Genomic DNA, 16,275 nt, shown 5'->3' with positions numbered 1-16,275 from the left:
TTTAGGAGAATGAATGACTATGAGTCAGTTTATTCAATTACACTTATTAACCTCCTATGCACCCTCTAATCTTAATCGTGATGATTTAGGCCGGCCTAAGACAGCGAAAATGGGTGGTTTTGAACGTTTGCGAGTGAGTTCTCAAAGTTTGAAACGTCACTGGCGCACTTCTGAATTATTTGAGCAAGCGTTATCAGAGAATATTGGTATTCGCACAAAGCGCTTTGGTATTAAGGTATTTGAAGCCTTGATCAGTGCTGGCGTGAAAGAAAAATCCGCTAAGGCATTGGCTGCAAGTATTGCCGGTGTTTTTGGCAAAACTAAAAAAGGTGCTTTAGAGACTGAACAATTGGCACATATCAGCCCGGCAGAGCAGCGATCTGTCATGTCGTTGGTTGCGGTGCTGGCAGAAGAAGGCCGGGCACCAACATCGGAAGAGCTTAATTTGTTAAAAGCTGAACAAACCGCTGTAGATATTGCGTTGTTTGGTCGAATGTTAGCTTCAAGCCCTGCATTTAACGTCGAAGCTGCTTGCCAGGTTGCGCATGCGATTAGTGTGCACAGTGTTGTCGTTGAAGATGATTATTTTACGGCAGTAGATGATTTAAATGATGGTAAGGAAGACACGGGTTCGGCTCATATAGGGGAATCGGGTTTTGCGGCGGCGTTGTTCTACAGTTATATCTGTATTAATAAAACGCAGTTAATAGAGAATTTGGATGGTAATGAAGCGCTTGCTAATAAAGCGATTAAAGCATTGACAGAAGCGGCGGTGAAAGTCTCGCCGACGGGTAAACAAAGTAGTTTTGCTTCTCGTGCTTATGCCAATTTTGTTCTCGCTGAAAAAGGCGAACAACAACCACGTTCTTTATCTGTCGCATTTTTAAAACCGATTCATGACAGTGACCAAGGCCCATCGGCAATTCACGCATTAGAAAGCCAAATGCACAATATTGATCAGGTTTATGGAGCGTGTGCTGATGCCCGCTATAAATTCAACACATTCACAGGGGAAGGAAGTTTGACCGAGCTGCTTGAGTTTATTGCGCAGTAATGGGGGCAGAATGAAAGAGTATTTAGTCTTTCGATTATATGGCCCGATGGCAAGTTGGGGCCAACCTGCGGTTGGCGGGGAAAGGCCAACGGGATCATATCCTAGCCGATCTGCGATTTTGGGGTTATTAGGAGCTGCGTTAGGCATTCGACGAGATAATGAATCTGAATTAGCAAAATTACAAAAAAGTGTGTTGATTGCAATTAAGCAAATTGTTCCCAGCTCTTTAATGCGTGATTACCATACGACGCAGGTACCAACGCACGAGAATAATGTGATTCACCAGAGCCGTAAAAGTGAATTAAGTTCAGATAAACTGAATACCATATTATCTAATCGTGACTATCGCTGTGATGGTATTTGGATCGTTGCCATTGCATTAACCCGGAGAGCTGCTTTTACGCTGGAACAATTGCGGGATGCTTTACTTAAACCGGTATTTGTCTTGCATCTTGGACGTAAATCTTGTCCACCTGCTTTACCTCTCTGCCCTAAATTAACAGAGAAATCGACATTAAAATCGGCGTTGGATATCTCTTTTCCACCACTGATCCATTGTGATAAGGAAGATAAGTTATGGCTGGGAGCAAATGGTCTTGTTACTTATTTTTGGGAAGGAGAGAAAGATGAAATTATCGCTTCAAATATCTTCATAAGCCATCCTTGGGATGAGCCGATCAACAGGGGGCGTTGGCAATTCAGGCAACGTACTATGTATCAACTTTCTGTCGGGGAGGATGTTAATGTATTTGTCTAAAATTACACTTCGGCAATCAGGCCAGACAGCAAATATATTGGCGAAGCTTGGTGCAAATGGAGTTTATACCTCTCATCAATTGTTATGGAAATTATTTTCTGAAGACGTACAGCGTCAATTTCTATTCCGGCAAGAAATCGGAGTAATGGGGTTACCTGTATTCTATGTTTTATCTAAAACATCACCTCAAACGCAGTCACCATTATTTGATGTTGAAACGAAATCATTTTACCCTCTATTGCATGAGGGACAACGTTTAGCTTTCAAATTACGTGTTAATCCAACAATTTGTGTTACCGATCCTGCTGGAAAACGCCGGCGTCATGATGTCTTAATGCATGCTAAGTTTCAGGCAAGACGGCAAGGTGAAACTGAACAGGGAAAAATCAAGACCACGATGGAAGATGCTGCCCGTAATTGGCTCTTGGATAATCGTCGTATGCAGCAATGGGGTATTCAGTTTGATGATTTACTGAATATTGAAGGTTATACTCAGCATCGAAGCGTAAAAAGGAAGGGACAAAAAATCCAATTCTCCAGTGTCGATTTCCAGGGACTTCTGACGATTACCGATGGTGATTTATTCTTGGCACAGTATACAAAAGGTTTTGGTCGATCTAAAGCTATGGGGTGCGGCTTGATGTTAATCAGAGCAGTATAATGGCATTGACTTCATTTAAATCTATTTCTGTTGGGGATCGTAATAAGGGTATTGATTGTTGAAGAGAGTTCATTTGTGTTATTAGGTGTTCGCGTTATGTTTTGAAAGCAGAGTAAAAGGCGAGATTACTAACTAATGTATTCGTGCTGCGATATCCTAATCGCGTTAGGTGCAGTCGCTACTCTAAAAAGTATTGATAAAATAATTACTGTGTTCCTCACATCTGTGGGGATAAACCCGAATTTTGGTATGCATTTGAGCCTGGAAGAAAATGTTCCCTTTGCTTCATGGTATAAAACGCTATAATTAGCCATAAGAGACTGGTTGGTGAATGTTCCTTGTGCCTACGGGGATGAACCAAACTCGATAAATCTTATCAATGAGCGAATTTACATGTTCCCTGTACTGGCGGGGATAAGCCGCGGCATGAGTGATGCTTTAGTAAATTTACTAAATGTTCCCTGTAACTACGGGGATGAACCTAGCAGTGCTCCTAATAGCATAAAGCCAGGAATGAGTTCCCTGTACCCGCGGGGATAACCCGTATGAGAATGACACTGATGATTGGTTTTACCTGTGTTCCCTGTCTCTGCGGGGATAAACCGGACAGTAACACAGGGACGTAATTAGCAGTAATCGGTGTTCCTTCTGTCTACGGGGGAATATTATAGGCAGTATTAAGTAAAGTGTTCCCTATGTACGGGGATGAACCGAACTGGTACTGTTGTATATCTGGTTTGGAAAAATGTTCCCTGTATTTACTGGGATAAACCGAACAGTTAGCGATTGAATTAGCGGAAACAAACGTGTTCCCTGTTTATACAGGGATAAACCGCTAAATACAGAATCATCTTCGTTTGTTGTAACCGTGTTCCTCGTAACTTGAGGGGATGGACCGTCATCGGGGAGGGAAATTCCCGCAATAGTGCCGGAGTTCCTTGTATCTACGGGGATTAACCAGATTCCGGTTTTGTGGTGGTAGTCGAGTAAAAAGGTTCCCCGTGCTTGCGGGGATAACCCGATAATAGAAAAGATACAGATAATGAATATGAAGTATTCCCTGTGTTTACGGGGATAGAGTGGTCGTGTGTTGTTCATTGAGCCCCTGCAAATAATCCTCACTGGTCAGGTTGCTAATGTCATCGCCGTTTTCTAAATGCGCTTTCAGCCAATGAATAATCTGCTCCTGTAATTGCCCCTCTGGCTCATCCAGTTTTTCAGCTAATTCTCCGTGGTTTTCCCATAGATCACTACTGAATCATAAATCCGACATTCCGCACCCAATTCAGGAATAAAAAGACTCGTATGGTGGCCCCAATATTTTCAGCAGGGCATTTTGGTACGGTTGCATTCCCGTCACCATCCGGTGTTCTTGAAATTCAAAGGTATTAATACCTTCGAAAGTTAAAAATACCCAACGAGCAGTGGGCGATTGCGTCTGCTGCTGCTTCATATCCGGGTAGAATGCCTGGCTTTGTTTCAGACCCGTGCGAATTTTATGTTCCAGCGCCGCATACACCATTAAGCTACACGTCATCACCATCAATAAGGCTTCGATGCGTTCCGGTTTTTTCAGGTACATTGATGAGGTTAAGAACTCGGGACTTTTTAGGAATCGAAAACCTTGCTCAACTTTCTGCTGGGCTTTGTCATTCGCGAGCAACGCAGCCATATCCAGCGCCTTATCGTCCGTTTCATTGGTCGCCAAAATAAACCTCCCCACCTTGAGTCGGGCATACACGATTTTATCCAGTTGACTGTAAGCCCGGCCTGAGAGCCGGTAATGAATCTGAGAGGGTTTATCTTTAGCCGGACGTCCACGCCCTTGATATGTCATGATTTCCTCCACTTGTGGGGCGTCAATACCGATAAACTGGCATTCGGAGCCAAAATTACGCAGGGCGCATAACGCATCTTCCTTGCAGGCAAACCCTTTTTTGCATAATTTTTCAAACGCTTTCAGCTCTTTTTCCGTTGATTTGAGCGTATTTTTCGTAAAAGTCTGCCCTTCATGTTGACGGGCAGCCGCACTACTCACCAGCAACCCGCGTTGGGGGATCCCGCCATAGCAGGATTCAACCCAACATCCAGCATAACCTTCGGTGAAAGGCTGTAGCTGATGGGGATCCACGTTCAAAAGCTGCTGTTTGGCTTCTTTGAGCGTTAACGGCACGCGGGTAATGAAGCGTTGTTTTTGCTTATGCAGTGAAGTTATTGCCTCTTCGCTATAAAGGGCGGATCGGCGACAAAGTAGCGGCTGTTCTGCGCGGCTTTCAGGCAACGAATATGATGTTTTGTGAATTCTGTGAACGCCCGGGTATCGTTGGTATTTCCGCTCATCGCCTGCATGTAAACGGGTATCCTGATCTGATTTTCACAAATCAGCTCAAGGATAACCGGGTTCAGCTCAGGCCGATGGTCGCGGCTCTACCCCCGAACCAGTTCAATACGCTGCGTGTCGTCTTTCAGAGGAGACTTGTACTCGCCATCCACATGGAAACTGGAGATGTCGAGATGCACAGAATGGGGTGTTATGCCCAATTTATCAATGACCTGTTCAGCCAGTATCTGATAGACTTCTGACACGCCGGCCTCATATAAAGCATCTAATGTACGACCCAGCACGTCATCATTCAGATGTCCAGCATCAATACCGGGGCCAATCAAACGTTCAATCGGCTTATGCTGGAAAAAACCGGAAAACATGTGCAGTGTCCGGCTGTGAAACCCCAACCCGTTAAGGATCATCGCAAGAAAAGCCTCACCATGAGAAACGGTGTGACCCGAATATTTTGGCATGATGGCATCAATGATACGGGGCAATCCGGCTTCATAGCAGAAAGCCGCGATGAGACCAAGGTGATCAAGACGTTTAATGGCAGGTTCTGACTTGAGCATATTCACTTTCCGGCAAATAAAAGTAATAGATCAAAATGGGCGATCGCCGTCAATCTCATGGGAACAATAAATATGTAAAATATGCGTAAGAGAACACTATTTTTAAATCAGGAATGAGGTGCGGAATGACGGGTAGATACTTCGCAGGCTCCTGATGTTGAGTGGCCGGAGGTGCCGAAGTAAGTGAGAAAGCCGGGTGACCGGCTTCATAGTCTGCCTGTACGGCAGCAGAGTTTGTAAAATAACTCTTTAAAGGATTGAGTCGGGAGTGTTAGAAATTCTGTGTCATTCCAGTAATATATCTCAAAAAGGAATGATAAATGACTCAACCTTTCGATTTCGAAAAAGCCCTGAAAGCGCTTCAGGATGGTCAGGCACTGACCGGTAAGAATGGCATCCTGACTCCATTGATTAAGCTGCTTACTGAAGCCGCTCTGGCTGCCGAACTTGACTCCCATCTGGCTAATGACCTTGAGGCCAACCGGAAGAATGGCTCCACCAAAAAGACCATCAAAGCCCCGACCGGCAACTTTGAACTGGCTACACCACGGGATCGTAATGGTACTTTTGAGCCCCAACTGGTTAAGAAGCACCAGACCACGTTATCAGACGAGATAGAGCGGAAGATTATCCGCCTGTTTGCCCTCGGGATGAGCTACACCGATATCAGGGGTAGTGACCGGATTAAGTGATAATCTGATGCTCTGGCAGTTAAATAAAGTATCTTTTTTATTTGCTGGTAATTTTGCTGATAAGCGGTTGCCGCTCCAGGGCGCGAGCATACTTTTTTAACACCTATTGAATGAAGAGTAATGACATGATCTAATTAGCCTTATTTCTCTTCTAATCGCTTGCTTATGACCCTGATTGAACATTTATCCGTTGTTAAAGAAACACGCTCTGATATTAATCGTCAGTACGACCTGATTGATGTGATTTTCCTTGTCGTCAGTGCCATTATGGCGGGAGCCGAAGGTTGGCAAGATATTGAGACTTATGGCCGGGCAAAAATTAAGTGGCTGAAAACGTATCGCCCATTCCTCAATGGAATACCCCGTCGGCATACCATGGCGAGAATATTGCGTGCTATCGAGCTGGACTCCCTGCTGGAAGCCTTACTCAACTGGGTTAATGAGCAGCGTGAATTGGGGAATAAACCGGTTATCGCTTTTGATGGGAAAGTCCTGCGACGCGCCTATCGTAACAATAAGAAAAATGCCGCCCAACTGGTCACTGCCTATGATACCGAGGCAGGATTGGTGTTAAGCCAGAAAGCGACTTCGACCAAAAACGGGGAAATCAGTACCGTCCGCCAGAGGCTGGATATCCTTAATCTCAAAGGCAGTATCGTGACCCTTGATGCCCTGCATTGCCAGCGTGAAACGCTGGAAAAAATCAGCGAAAAGAAAGCCCATGTCGTTGTGCAGGTGAAGAAAAATCAACCCAATTTGTGGAACGCGGTTCAGTCTCAATTTCAGGCCGTGTTTGATGCGGGTAAAGAGCAAGTGATAACGGAAATCAAGCAAGAAGCCCATGGCCGATGCGAAGAGCGGTATGTATTCCAGTTAAACCCGAAATTCTCCCCTGAAATGGCCGAGCGGTGGCCAACGATCCGTAGCATTATTGCGGTTGAACGCCACCGAACACAAAATGGCAAGGGGACAGTAGATACCTCGTATTATGTGAGTTCTCTTTCACCCCGACATAAATCCCTTGGGTATTACATTCGTCAGCATTGGCGAATTGAAAATAGCCAGCACTATATTCTTGATGTCGTTTTCAAAGAAGATGATTCACGGATTGTTTTAGAGGGTGCAATTGAGAATCTGGCGTTATTCCGGCGTCTTGTTTTGAATGTGGTCAAGCAATGTGATTGTGGGGCACCGAGCCAAAGAAATAAGCTTAAAAAAGCAAGCTGGTGTGATGATTACCGCGCCAAAGTCTTCTTTGGCTGAATGTTAATCAAAGTATGCTCGCGCCCTGCCAGTAACTTGACCCGGCCTCCTGTTCCCGTCTGCTTCGGCACCAGACCCAGATAAGCGGAAAACTCTCTGCCTGACCGGAACGCGTGAGGGTCACCCATCGTGGCAAGGGCTGCCGTGGCAATCAGAACACCGACACCGGGGATTTTCATAATTCGTTGGCAATCAGCATTCTGTTTTGCCCACGCATTCAGCGGGTCTTCTACATGCGCAATTTGCGCATCAATTTCGCTCAAGCGATGGTACTGCTCTTCAAGAAGACTGAGCAGGAAAGGTGCCCGTTTTTCCCTTAGCCGCTCAAGCACTTCGGGCATTGCTTTATCCAAAGCGGTTCTCCCTTTATGCACGGTTTCACCAAACTCCAGTAACAAACCCTGTAATACATTGATTTGGGCGGTTCGGAATTTCACTCATTGGTAGCGCATCCGGTGTAATGACAGGATGGCTTGTTGTTCTTCATTTTTGATAGCTACCGATTTACCCGGTTGTTGAACCGCCATCCAAATAGCTCGTGCATCCTGAACATCGTTTTTATTACCCATCCGGAATGCCCGGACAAACCGGGCCTGAAGCAAACGGACTTCATGTCCCTGTTTTCTCAGTTCCCGTGCCCACTAATGCGCCCCGCCACAGGCTTCCATACCAATCAGGCAAGGTTGCCGATGACTGAAGAAAGTTAAAAAATCACGCCGTCGCAACTGCTTATCAATAAGTTCACCGGTAGATTCCTCAACAAAATGAATCTGCATCAGATGTTTTGCAATATCGACGCCAACAGGAATATATTTCATGAGTGGATCCACGCCTCATCTCCCAATTCCATCACAATGCCGGGTAAGTGGTTGGGATGCGTTCATTACATTCTCCAGTGTGTTGCCGAAAAGACTGGGCCGGTTTGGCCTTGAGCTTCACGAAGATAAATCGCAGCTTCTTGCGGCGGGTCACGTGGCGGCGATGAGGGTAAATCAGAGGGGAGAACGTCTTCCTACGTTCAACTTTCTGGGGTTTACCTGTTACTGGGGGCGCACACGAAAAGGGTTCTGGAGGCTGAAATATACGAGCAGAAAGGACCGTTTCGCGGTAAAACTGAGGGGGCTGAGAGATTTCCTGTGGAAGAGCCTCCACGCAAACAAAAGACAAACCCTCAGTACGGTTACCCGGGTGGTTCGTGGATGGATTAACTACCACGGGATCTCGGATAACCGTAGGCGCATCGGGCAGTTCATTTACCAGAGCCGTCGGATACTCTACAGGTGGTTTAACCGTAAGGGTGGCCGCCATCCGATGACTTGGAAAAGGCTGAATCTGATCCTGAAAATACTGGGTTATCCAGATAAATGGAAAACCAAATCAATGCTGTTACTAACTCGCTGAATATGTGTGGGGACACTGATCTGTCGGGAGCCGGATGCGGTAGTTCCGCAAGTCCGGTTCTGAGGAGGGGCCTGTCCGGGTAACCGGCAGGTCTACTCAACCCAAACCCCTAAATAGCCTCTAACGTTAATCTATAGAGCTATGAGTGCTTTTTTTCATCTTTGAGCATGGCATCTCTGAGAATTGCATTTATTCTAGTTTGGTAGCCTTTACCTTGGCTTTTTAACCAGTAAATAACATCGCTATCAATTCTAACTGTCGTAGCGGTTTTAATGGGTTTATAAAATTTCCCTCTCTCACCTTTAGACCATAATTCAAGGCGTAACTCTGGTGTATCGCTTGTGTTAATTTGCGAATCAGCCATGTCTGCAAGTTGTTTAAGTCTTGATTTTTGCTCGTCAGTTAAGGGGGTTAGTTCCCCTCGTTTAATAGTAATTTTGCTCATACGCTAACCTCTCGTTTTTAGTTGCCTTTCTTGCGCTAATGATTCTAATTATTTCTCCTGAATCATCATGCCTGACAGAGTGTGCAACCAGTACAACAACGCATCCACCAACCAAACCTATTGTTTGCCACCTGAACTCTCCATTCTCGAATCTATCCTGTCTTGATATATGGTTAGGATCGCTGAATACGTGCGCCGCTTCTTCGAAGGATATTCCGTGCTTGGTTAGATTTATGCTGGCTTTCTTTGAATCCCATTCAAATGATATTTGCATAACCAACTCTCAATATTTGTACATACATTATTGTACATACAGAAAGTAAAAGCAAAAAATATATACATAAAACATCGGACTTTAAAACCCAAACCCTTTCCAGCCTCGTTCTTGGGGTTGTAAGCTGGACAATGGCATTCGGTTAAGCTTCTATGCCTGTGCGCTAAAACAGTTCCAGCGAGTTCGGGGCTGCATAGATTTTCTTGGATAGTGCCTTCCTAGTCTTAACCGTTGAGTCATTCTGCCAATTCGCATGTGTAATGAGTAACAGTATGATTTTAGATGTGTTTTCTTTACCCCAAAGATTAGAAGAGTGAGGTTAATGAGATGGTCAGTGTGCTGGGCAAAGCTGCACTGATCTTGTAGGTGAAAGTCCTGCCGTAGAAAGGACAAGCCAGACCATATATGGACGTCCCCGGTTGTGCAAGCATTGAATTGAAACGGTTTGCGACCATATATCCGGCGTCATTGTGGGTTAAATCACCCGCGCCATGATGTCATCCGAGCCCCGTTTCCTTATCACTACGTAGGTATCTCAGTACCTTGGTCTAGTCCAGGCTATTACAGGGACGGTAGCCGTTTTCTCATCAGTGTTTGCAAACTCAATAAAACGTCTTTTTTAACCGGTTAATTCACCGCTTTCTTCATCATAAAATCAACATCATCTTTCAAAATGCGCCAGATAATACGAACCAGTTTATTGACCAACGCGACCGTCGCCTTCATGACCCCACATCGGGCAATTAACTTTCTTAACCACTCACCCAAGGCATCCTCACGTCTTTGAGAATAGCGCATCACCGCACGGGCACCATGAATAATTAACGTTCGCAGGTGACGGTTGTTGCCCTGTTTGGTTATGCCAGCCAGACGGTTTTTCCCTCCGGAACTGTATTGGCGCGGAACCAGACCGCACCAGGCAGAAAGCTGACGGTCATGTGAGAATTGTTCTACGTTGACCTCACTGACAAAAGCGGCGGCAATCAACGGTCCCACGCCAGGGATGGTCAGTAAGTGGGCATAACCCGATTGCCGGCTTGAAACCGCCTGAATTTCTTTATCCATTTCGTGAAGACGGGCATCAAACCGCTGCATATCTTCCTGGAGTGAATGGAGGAGGCGTCGGAGGACAAAGGATAATGCGTTATTTCCCTCTTCCAAAATATCAGGCAGAGCCTGCCGGAGTTGTTGAATGCCCGCAGGAATAACAATTCCCTGCTCAGCGAGCAGCGCCCGGGTTTGATTAACCAGTGCAGTACGTTGTTCCACCATGAGTTGCCGGACACTACGCAGGGCTTTGATATCTTGTTGCTCAATCGTTTTGACAGGGACAAAATGAATCTCAGGGCGACAGGCCGTTTCACAAATAGCCAGCGCATCATTGGCATCATTTTTCTGATTCTTACAGAGCGCTTTGACATGCTGAGTCGGGATAAGCCTGATTTTATAGCCCATGGCTTGGAGCTTTCTTCCCCAATAATGAGCACTCTGGCAAGCTTTCATCGCAATAAGGGTATTGGGTGGAAACGCGCTGAGCGTATCCAGCAATTTTTGTCGTGAGACCTTTTTGTTCCAGGCAACAGAGTTATCAGTTAACCAAACACAGACCTGGAAAACGTTTTTGGCAAGATCAATGCCCACTACTTTGATTGTGTTCATGGAAGAACCCTCCGAAATACAGCGCACTCAGTATCAAGTTAAAGGCGACACTGTCTGCAACTGGAAAAGGGGACGTCCATCACATCACTACGTAGCGAGTCTTGCATTTCCGGCGGTAACAAAGGAGATAGCGTAGACAGCGAAACATTCGAGCCGAAACCAAATGGTGAACGTGATAGCGCCGAAATCCCTCTGATAGTGATGTGCCGATGGTATTGGAAAACCAGCAGGCAACAGCTTCGGAATGGTCATACTGGCAAATATCCATTCAGAAGCACACACCGGAGCCGCGGGCGTCGGCGAGCTTGTAGAGAACAGTGCGGAACCCAGGAGATCCTGATACTTCTCAATGGAATGAGTATCTTAGGCACAAGTGCCCAACACAAGGCCTGAGAAATGAGTATCAGGAAGTCGGAGTCAGTCATAGTAGCGTAGAAACGAGTAATGACCGTGGAGCGAAGGACTGGCAGATAGATCGAGCGTGAGAGAGAAACAATGACCGTACTCAGCAACGACGGAATATCATGGTTAACAAAACTTGAGCGCATAGGCGAGAAATCGGCATGTAACAAACAGCAATTGTTCAATAACTTAGGTCATTTGCTCAGTAGTGACATGCTGAAAGGGCAATTCCAGCGGCTGGACGGGAGTAAAGCCGTTGGTATTGATTGCGTGACAAAGGCCGCCTACGGAGAGCAGATTGATGAGAATATCAATAGTCTTATCTTACGTATCCGCCGGGGAACATATCACCCCATGGCCGCCAGAATAACGGAAATACCGAAAGAGGATGGCAGCAAACGGCCATTAGCCATTTCTTGTCTGGAAGATAAGCTGGTACAGCTTGCTGTCAGCGATATTCTTAGCAGGATCTACGAACCGCTGTTTATGCCCTGCTCATACGGTTTTCGACCGAGTTTAAATTGTCATGCAGCATTAAAGGCTCTGCAACAGCAGACGTTCCGCAACTGGAATGGTGCTGTTGTGGAAATCGACATCCGTAAGTATTTCAATGTGATCCCACACAGGGAACTGATGGAATTACTTCGGAAGAAGATATCAGATCGCCGTTTCCTCAGATTGATCGAGGTGTTGATAACGGCACCAGTAATAATCGGTAAACAAACATTCAGCAATGAGCGGGGGTGCCCACAAGGTGGGTTATGTAAAGCTTTACATAAAGCACTTAATGCACAGTGAAGATAAATGCGCAGTGATGCTAAATTGGGCGTATGGGATCAGGCCATACGCCACAAAGAGTAAGCATAATAAATAGAGAGATGCTACAGGCTGTTTAAGAATCTCAGTAAATTTTCATTGTGATCCCAGTCTGGCAGTACCTCCGGTGTAATATCCGGATACGCGTTTTCCCGTGCCTTTCGTTTGGATTCCATACCAGCTCTTGCATAAATATCCGTGGTTGATATGTCCACATGCCCCAAAATATCGCGAATATAGATGAGATTGACGCCGGACTGGTACAAGTGCATGGCTTTTGAGTGATGAAGGACATGAGGCGTGAGCTTTTCGTACATCCCCGGATACCGGGGAATTATTGTCTTCGCATGTTTTTGTAGAATATGGCTAATCCCGCCACGAGTCAGCTTTGTATGATGTTGATTAATGAACAACGGCGAGTCCAGCTTTCCATCATGTAACAGGTTGTTTTCCTGCATATATGAGTGCAAAAGCGTCACGGTGTTGCCTAAAATGGGAACATGGCGTGTTTTGCGTCCCTTTCCGGTCAGAGTGATAATGGCAGGCTGCTCCAGCCTGATGTCACGAACACGGAGGTCACAATGCTCCTGAACCCTTGCCGCGGTATCATAGAGAACACTGAGCAATGTCATATTCCTGCGCCCAGACTGAGTGTGTGAGCCTGGTGCTGCAAGCAAATCTTTTGTCTGTTCTGGCGTAAGATGCCGGACAATCCGCCGCTGAGGCTTTTTGCCGGGAATTTGTAAAACCCGCTGGCACAAATGAAGCTGCCCGGGTTCCTGCACCTGAACATAACGAAAAAACGCATGGATGGCGACAAGCCTTTGGTTTCTTGTGGCAACAGAAGAATTTCTTCCATTTTCAAGCCATTCAAGAAAGCTCATTACCAGATGATCGTCTGGCTTTTTGAAACTTTCGGGCTGGATAACAGGTGAATGTTTTGCCTGTATGCTTTCAGCCGCGTCAGCATGTCGGGTGATACCGGGGGATCCGTGGCATCATGCCCTTTGGCAGGCAGAATGCGTTGTATCCCAGTCTCATCGTGTATTTTGCGAGTTCTTTGACTGGGGTAATACGTCCCTGTAAAGTAGCTGGGTGTTCTCCGGGACGTTTTACAGCCCACGCCAACATAAGTTCACGGGTTATCGTGACCTCACCAGGATGGCACTCTCTGCAAAAGGTATCAAAGCGTCGGAGAATGCCTGGCTCGGAATCGTATTTGTCCCCTAAAACCCGCTTCTGTTGGATCAATCCAGTAATGTGTGGGGCGAAAGTAGATAAATAGTCCATCATTTCACCTCCGGGCTGAGTGCGCATTCGCAAAGCCGCTTCAGACTGCTTTTCAGGTAGACCGATGTGGATTGAGTACGCTGATGACCAAGGATATCAGCGATTTCCTCAATCGGTGTCTGTTGTTCCATCAACGTGGTAGCCAACGTATGACGAAGGGAGTGCATCCCCACTTTTTTCTTTTCAGACACCGGCAGCTTTGCCACGCGCATGTACTTCACGATCATCTGGTACAGATGATCTTCATCAGAAAAAGGGGCTATGGGCGCAAGATGTCGTAAAAATACATAAGGAGAATCGCTGACAGGACGTCCGTTCTGAAGATAATCAATGATGGCCCAGCCGACATCTTTTAAAAGTGGCAGGTGTACTGGCTTTTGAGTTTTGGATTGTGAGAATTCCAGAGAGTTTTCAGCCCAGTTAAAATTTGAAAATGTCAGACGTTTTGCATCAATACAACGCAGGCTCAAGCGCGTAATCAGCAGAATGATGGCATAATCCCGTTTGCCGGACGGATTCCCGCGATCAATCGCTGCCAGCAACCTGAGCAAATCGTCTTTTTTCCAGACGGAGGGGATTTTTGTTTGCTGACGAGTCTGCATACAGGGAAGCGAATCAGAGAAATCTGCGGCAAGTCCCTTTTCGTTGTAAAGAAACCGGAGAAAACACCGGAGTCCACAGAGAACAAACTCTACCATCTTGTGGCTATAGCCCATCAGTGTTCTGACAAAATCAGGAAGATCCTCTGCCTTCAGCGCCTCAACGCTCAGGTTGTGTGATTCCATAAAACGGGCAAAATTTTCGGCGGTTCTGCAATAACCTTTAGTTGTGGAAGCCGCATAACCACCATTTTTACAGTGTTGCTGGAACTGGCTTAACAGGATGATATTTTCAGGGACATTTATTCTAGAAAGGCTACGATGATACCGACGCAGCACCGCTCTGTGTTGCTGGAAATCGCCCATCATTCGTACAATCCGGAACAGATAGATATTACTTTGTGTCAGTAATCCCGCCTTTTCTTTGGCAAAAAAGTCGCATTTTTCATCCACATATTGCATCGCGATACGCTCGGAAAAAAATTCTCGTGATGCTCATCAAAATACGTGGCGATCCTTTTCCAGTGTTCACAATAATAATTCAGAGTAGTTTCCTTATATCCCATGCGAATAAGTTCCTGCTCAAGCAGGCTGATAAGTACTCTGATCGGTAATTTTTTCATGTTCAAATCTCCAGATAAAAGGTGAGGTTGGGGATTTCCCCATAACCATCCTGGTCAGATTTGAATATGTCTCAATTTATTATGCTTACGCTTTGTGGCGTATGGTCTGATCCCATACGCCCAATTTAGCATCACTGCGCATTTATCTTCACTGTGCATTAGGTTCAATTCTGTCACCGGTATTGGCTAATATCTACCTGCATCATGTAATAGATGGATGGTTTGATGAAATCAGCCGTTCACATATTCACGGGCGGGCAGAGATGGTGAGGTATGCCGATGACAGGGTATTCACCTTCCAGTACCCTAGCGAAGCCAAACGTTTCTATAAGGTGTTACCCAAAAGACTGAAGAAATATGGGCTGGAATTACACAGTGACAAATCGCAATTAATTCCCGCGGGTCACATAGCGGCAATGAGAGCCAATCAGTCAGGAAATCGCCTGCCCACGTTTAATTTTCTGGGGTTTACCTGCTATTGGGGGAAAACGCGAAAAGGGCACTGGCGGCTGAAATTAACCAGCCGAAAAGACCGTTTTGCAGCCAAATTGAAGGGACTCAGGGACTTCCTTTGGAAGAATCTGAATACAACCGACAAAAGGCTTACCTTGAATATCGTCATCAGGGTAATCAGAGGCTGGTAAATTATCATGGTATATCTGATAACCAGAGACGAGTCGGGCAGTTTATCTACCAAAGTACGCGAATAATCTATCGATGGTTCAACCGTCAAGGAGGACGTCGCCGACTGACGTGGAAGAAGCTGAATCTGATCTTGAAAATGCTGGGTTATCCGTCCAGATGGAAAACACATTCAATGTTCAATTCTCGCTGAATATGTGTGGGGACACAGGTCTGTCGGGAGCTGGATGCGGTAGTTCCGCACGTCCGGTTCTGCGGAGGGGGCTGTCTGGGTGACCGGACAGCTCTATTCACCCATCCCAACCACTTAGCCCTTGGCATTGTGCTGGAATTGAGAGAGGAGGTGTGGATCCTCACAGATTTCCGGCCTTATAGTGCCTAAAAACGGGAGACTGTTGCTCCTTGATGACTGGAGGATCCACCCATGAAATTTACTCCTTTTGGCGTCGATATTGCAAAACATTTGATGCAAATTCATTTTGTTGATGAATACACGGGTGAACTCATTGATAAGCCGCTGCGGCGGCAGGATTTTTTAACATTTTTCAGTAACCGAGAACCTTGTCTGATTGGAGAGCATAAAAAATCTATGGTTCCCCTCGTTTTTGCAACACTCATTTTTGATGAATTTTTGGCTTGCTTAAATCTATCCGGCGTCACTGTAGGCAAGGAGCCTGCGCCTCGATGAGTTCCGCGCCTGATGAACCTTAAAACCTTGTCGGCTTGAAAGAGCCATTTTTTATGTTAGGTTTCTCATCAGGCCGGTAGGCCGTTCATGTCATCAATAATCAGTCTTCGC

Annotated in this window: 11 protein-coding genes and 8 pseudogenes; 10 read left to right on the top strand and 9 right to left on the bottom strand. The window is 46.0% G+C overall.

What is annotated here, in order from left to right; genetic code table 11:
• Window positions 1–19 precede the first annotated feature (19 nt).
• From cas7e to cas6e, 3 genes are read left to right on the top strand one after another with little or no spacing between them, the layout of a single operon-like run.
• Window positions 20–1,054 (top strand): type I-E CRISPR-associated protein Cas7/Cse4/CasC, encoded by a 1,035-nt coding sequence (gene cas7e, locus C5470_RS16500; protein ID WP_166290760.1) that lies wholly within the window; start codon window positions 20–22, stop codon window positions 1,052–1,054.
• 10 nt (window positions 1,055–1,064) lie between these two features.
• Entirely contained in the window at window positions 1,065–1,811 is a 747-nt protein-coding gene (gene cas5e, locus C5470_RS16495; RefSeq protein ID WP_166290758.1) for a type I-E CRISPR-associated protein Cas5/CasD, read from the top strand.
• Complete coding sequence (cas6e, locus tag C5470_RS16490) at window positions 1,798–2,472, top strand: type I-E CRISPR-associated protein Cas6/Cse3/CasE (protein WP_166290757.1); 675 nt, start codon at window positions 1,798–1,800, stop codon at window positions 2,470–2,472. Before cas5e ends, cas6e begins: the two co-directional genes overlap by 14 nt.
• A 1,285-nt stretch (window positions 2,473–3,757) precedes the next feature.
• Here the strand turns inward: cas6e and C5470_RS16485 are convergent.
• Window positions 3,758–5,370, bottom strand: a pseudogene (locus tag C5470_RS16485) (IS1634 family transposase).
• Window positions 5,371–5,499: 129 nt separating this feature from the next.
• On the opposite strand from C5470_RS16485, the pseudogene C5470_RS23760 reads away from it, so the two are divergent.
• From C5470_RS23760 to C5470_RS16475, 3 genes and pseudogenes are all read left to right on the top strand, one after another.
• Window positions 5,500–5,553 (top strand): annotated as a pseudogene (locus tag C5470_RS23760) (tail fiber assembly protein); the annotation flags it as partial.
• A gap of 137 nt (window positions 5,554–5,690) precedes the next feature.
• Window positions 5,691–6,041 (top strand): annotated as a pseudogene (locus tag C5470_RS16480) (transposase); the annotation flags it as partial.
• A gap of 186 nt (window positions 6,042–6,227) precedes the next feature.
• Window positions 6,228–7,325: an ISAs1 family transposase gene (locus C5470_RS16475; protein ID WP_166290755.1), complete on the top strand. Its 1,098-nt coding sequence runs from the start codon at window positions 6,228–6,230 to the stop codon at window positions 7,323–7,325.
• A gap of 29 nt (window positions 7,326–7,354) precedes the next feature.
• On the opposite strand, the pseudogene C5470_RS16470 reads toward C5470_RS16475, so the two are convergent.
• A pseudogene (locus tag C5470_RS16470) lies at window positions 7,355–8,143 on the bottom strand (IS110 family RNA-guided transposase); the annotation flags it as partial.
• A gap of 70 nt (window positions 8,144–8,213) precedes the next feature.
• Here C5470_RS16470 and C5470_RS16465 point away from each other — a divergent pair.
• Window positions 8,214–8,726: pseudogene (locus tag C5470_RS16465) on the top strand (group II intron reverse transcriptase/maturase); the annotation flags it as partial.
• 139 nt (window positions 8,727–8,865) lie between these two features.
• Here the strand turns inward: C5470_RS16465 and C5470_RS16460 are convergent.
• The 4 genes from C5470_RS16460 to C5470_RS16445 form a co-directional block, all read right to left on the bottom strand.
• Window positions 8,866–9,171, bottom strand: a complete 306-nt coding sequence (locus C5470_RS16460; protein ID WP_166290753.1) for a BrnA antitoxin family protein — start codon at window positions 9,169–9,171, stop codon at window positions 8,866–8,868.
• Window positions 9,152–9,445 (bottom strand): BrnT family toxin, encoded by a 294-nt coding sequence (locus tag C5470_RS16455; protein ID WP_166290752.1) that lies wholly within the window; start codon window positions 9,443–9,445, stop codon window positions 9,152–9,154. The genes C5470_RS16460 and C5470_RS16455 overlap by 20 nt, the downstream gene beginning before the upstream one ends.
• A 627-nt stretch (window positions 9,446–10,072) precedes the next feature.
• Window positions 10,073–11,104 (bottom strand): IS110 family RNA-guided transposase, encoded by a 1,032-nt coding sequence (locus C5470_RS16450; RefSeq protein WP_166290750.1) that lies wholly within the window; start codon window positions 11,102–11,104, stop codon window positions 10,073–10,075.
• Window positions 11,105–11,191: 87 nt separating this feature from the next.
• Window positions 11,192–11,356, bottom strand: a complete 165-nt coding sequence (locus C5470_RS16445; protein ID WP_166290748.1) for a hypothetical protein — start codon at window positions 11,354–11,356, stop codon at window positions 11,192–11,194.
• 243 nt (window positions 11,357–11,599) lie between these two features.
• Between C5470_RS16445 and C5470_RS16440 the strand changes: the two are divergent.
• Window positions 11,600–12,268: pseudogene (locus tag C5470_RS16440) on the top strand (reverse transcriptase domain-containing protein); the annotation flags it as partial.
• Window positions 12,269–12,387: 119 nt separating this feature from the next.
• On the opposite strand, the gene C5470_RS16435 reads toward C5470_RS16440, so the two are convergent.
• The 3 genes from C5470_RS16435 to C5470_RS16425 form a co-directional block, all read right to left on the bottom strand.
• Entirely contained in the window at window positions 12,388–13,206 is an 819-nt protein-coding gene (locus tag C5470_RS16435) for a tyrosine-type recombinase/integrase (protein ID WP_166290746.1), read from the bottom strand.
• Between the two features lie 79 nt (window positions 13,207–13,285).
• Window positions 13,286–13,615: a hypothetical protein gene (locus tag C5470_RS16430; protein WP_166290744.1), complete on the bottom strand. Its 330-nt coding sequence runs from the start codon at window positions 13,613–13,615 to the stop codon at window positions 13,286–13,288.
• Window positions 13,612–14,673 carry a site-specific integrase gene (locus C5470_RS16425; protein ID WP_166290742.1) on the bottom strand — a complete coding sequence of 354 codons (1,062 nt, stop codon included), beginning with the start codon at window positions 14,671–14,673 and terminating at the stop codon, window positions 13,612–13,614. Before C5470_RS16425 ends, C5470_RS16430 begins: the two co-directional genes overlap by 4 nt.
• 313 nt (window positions 14,674–14,986) lie before the next feature.
• On the opposite strand from C5470_RS16425, the pseudogene C5470_RS16420 reads away from it, so the two are divergent.
• Together C5470_RS16420 and C5470_RS16415 are read left to right on the top strand one after the other, a co-directional pair.
• Window positions 14,987–15,669: pseudogene (locus tag C5470_RS16420) on the top strand (reverse transcriptase domain-containing protein); the annotation flags it as partial.
• Between the two features lie 231 nt (window positions 15,670–15,900).
• A pseudogene (locus C5470_RS16415) lies at window positions 15,901–16,050 on the top strand (IS110 family transposase); the annotation flags it as partial.
• Window positions 16,051–16,275 lie beyond the last annotated feature (225 nt).

The organism is Photorhabdus stackebrandtii (assembly GCF_011189495.1).
In the GTDB taxonomy this organism is placed as follows: domain Bacteria; phylum Pseudomonadota; class Gammaproteobacteria; order Enterobacterales; family Enterobacteriaceae; genus Photorhabdus; species Photorhabdus khanii.
Note: the sequence above shows the minus strand (reverse complement) of the source record. Positions and strands in the feature narration are given on the sequence as shown.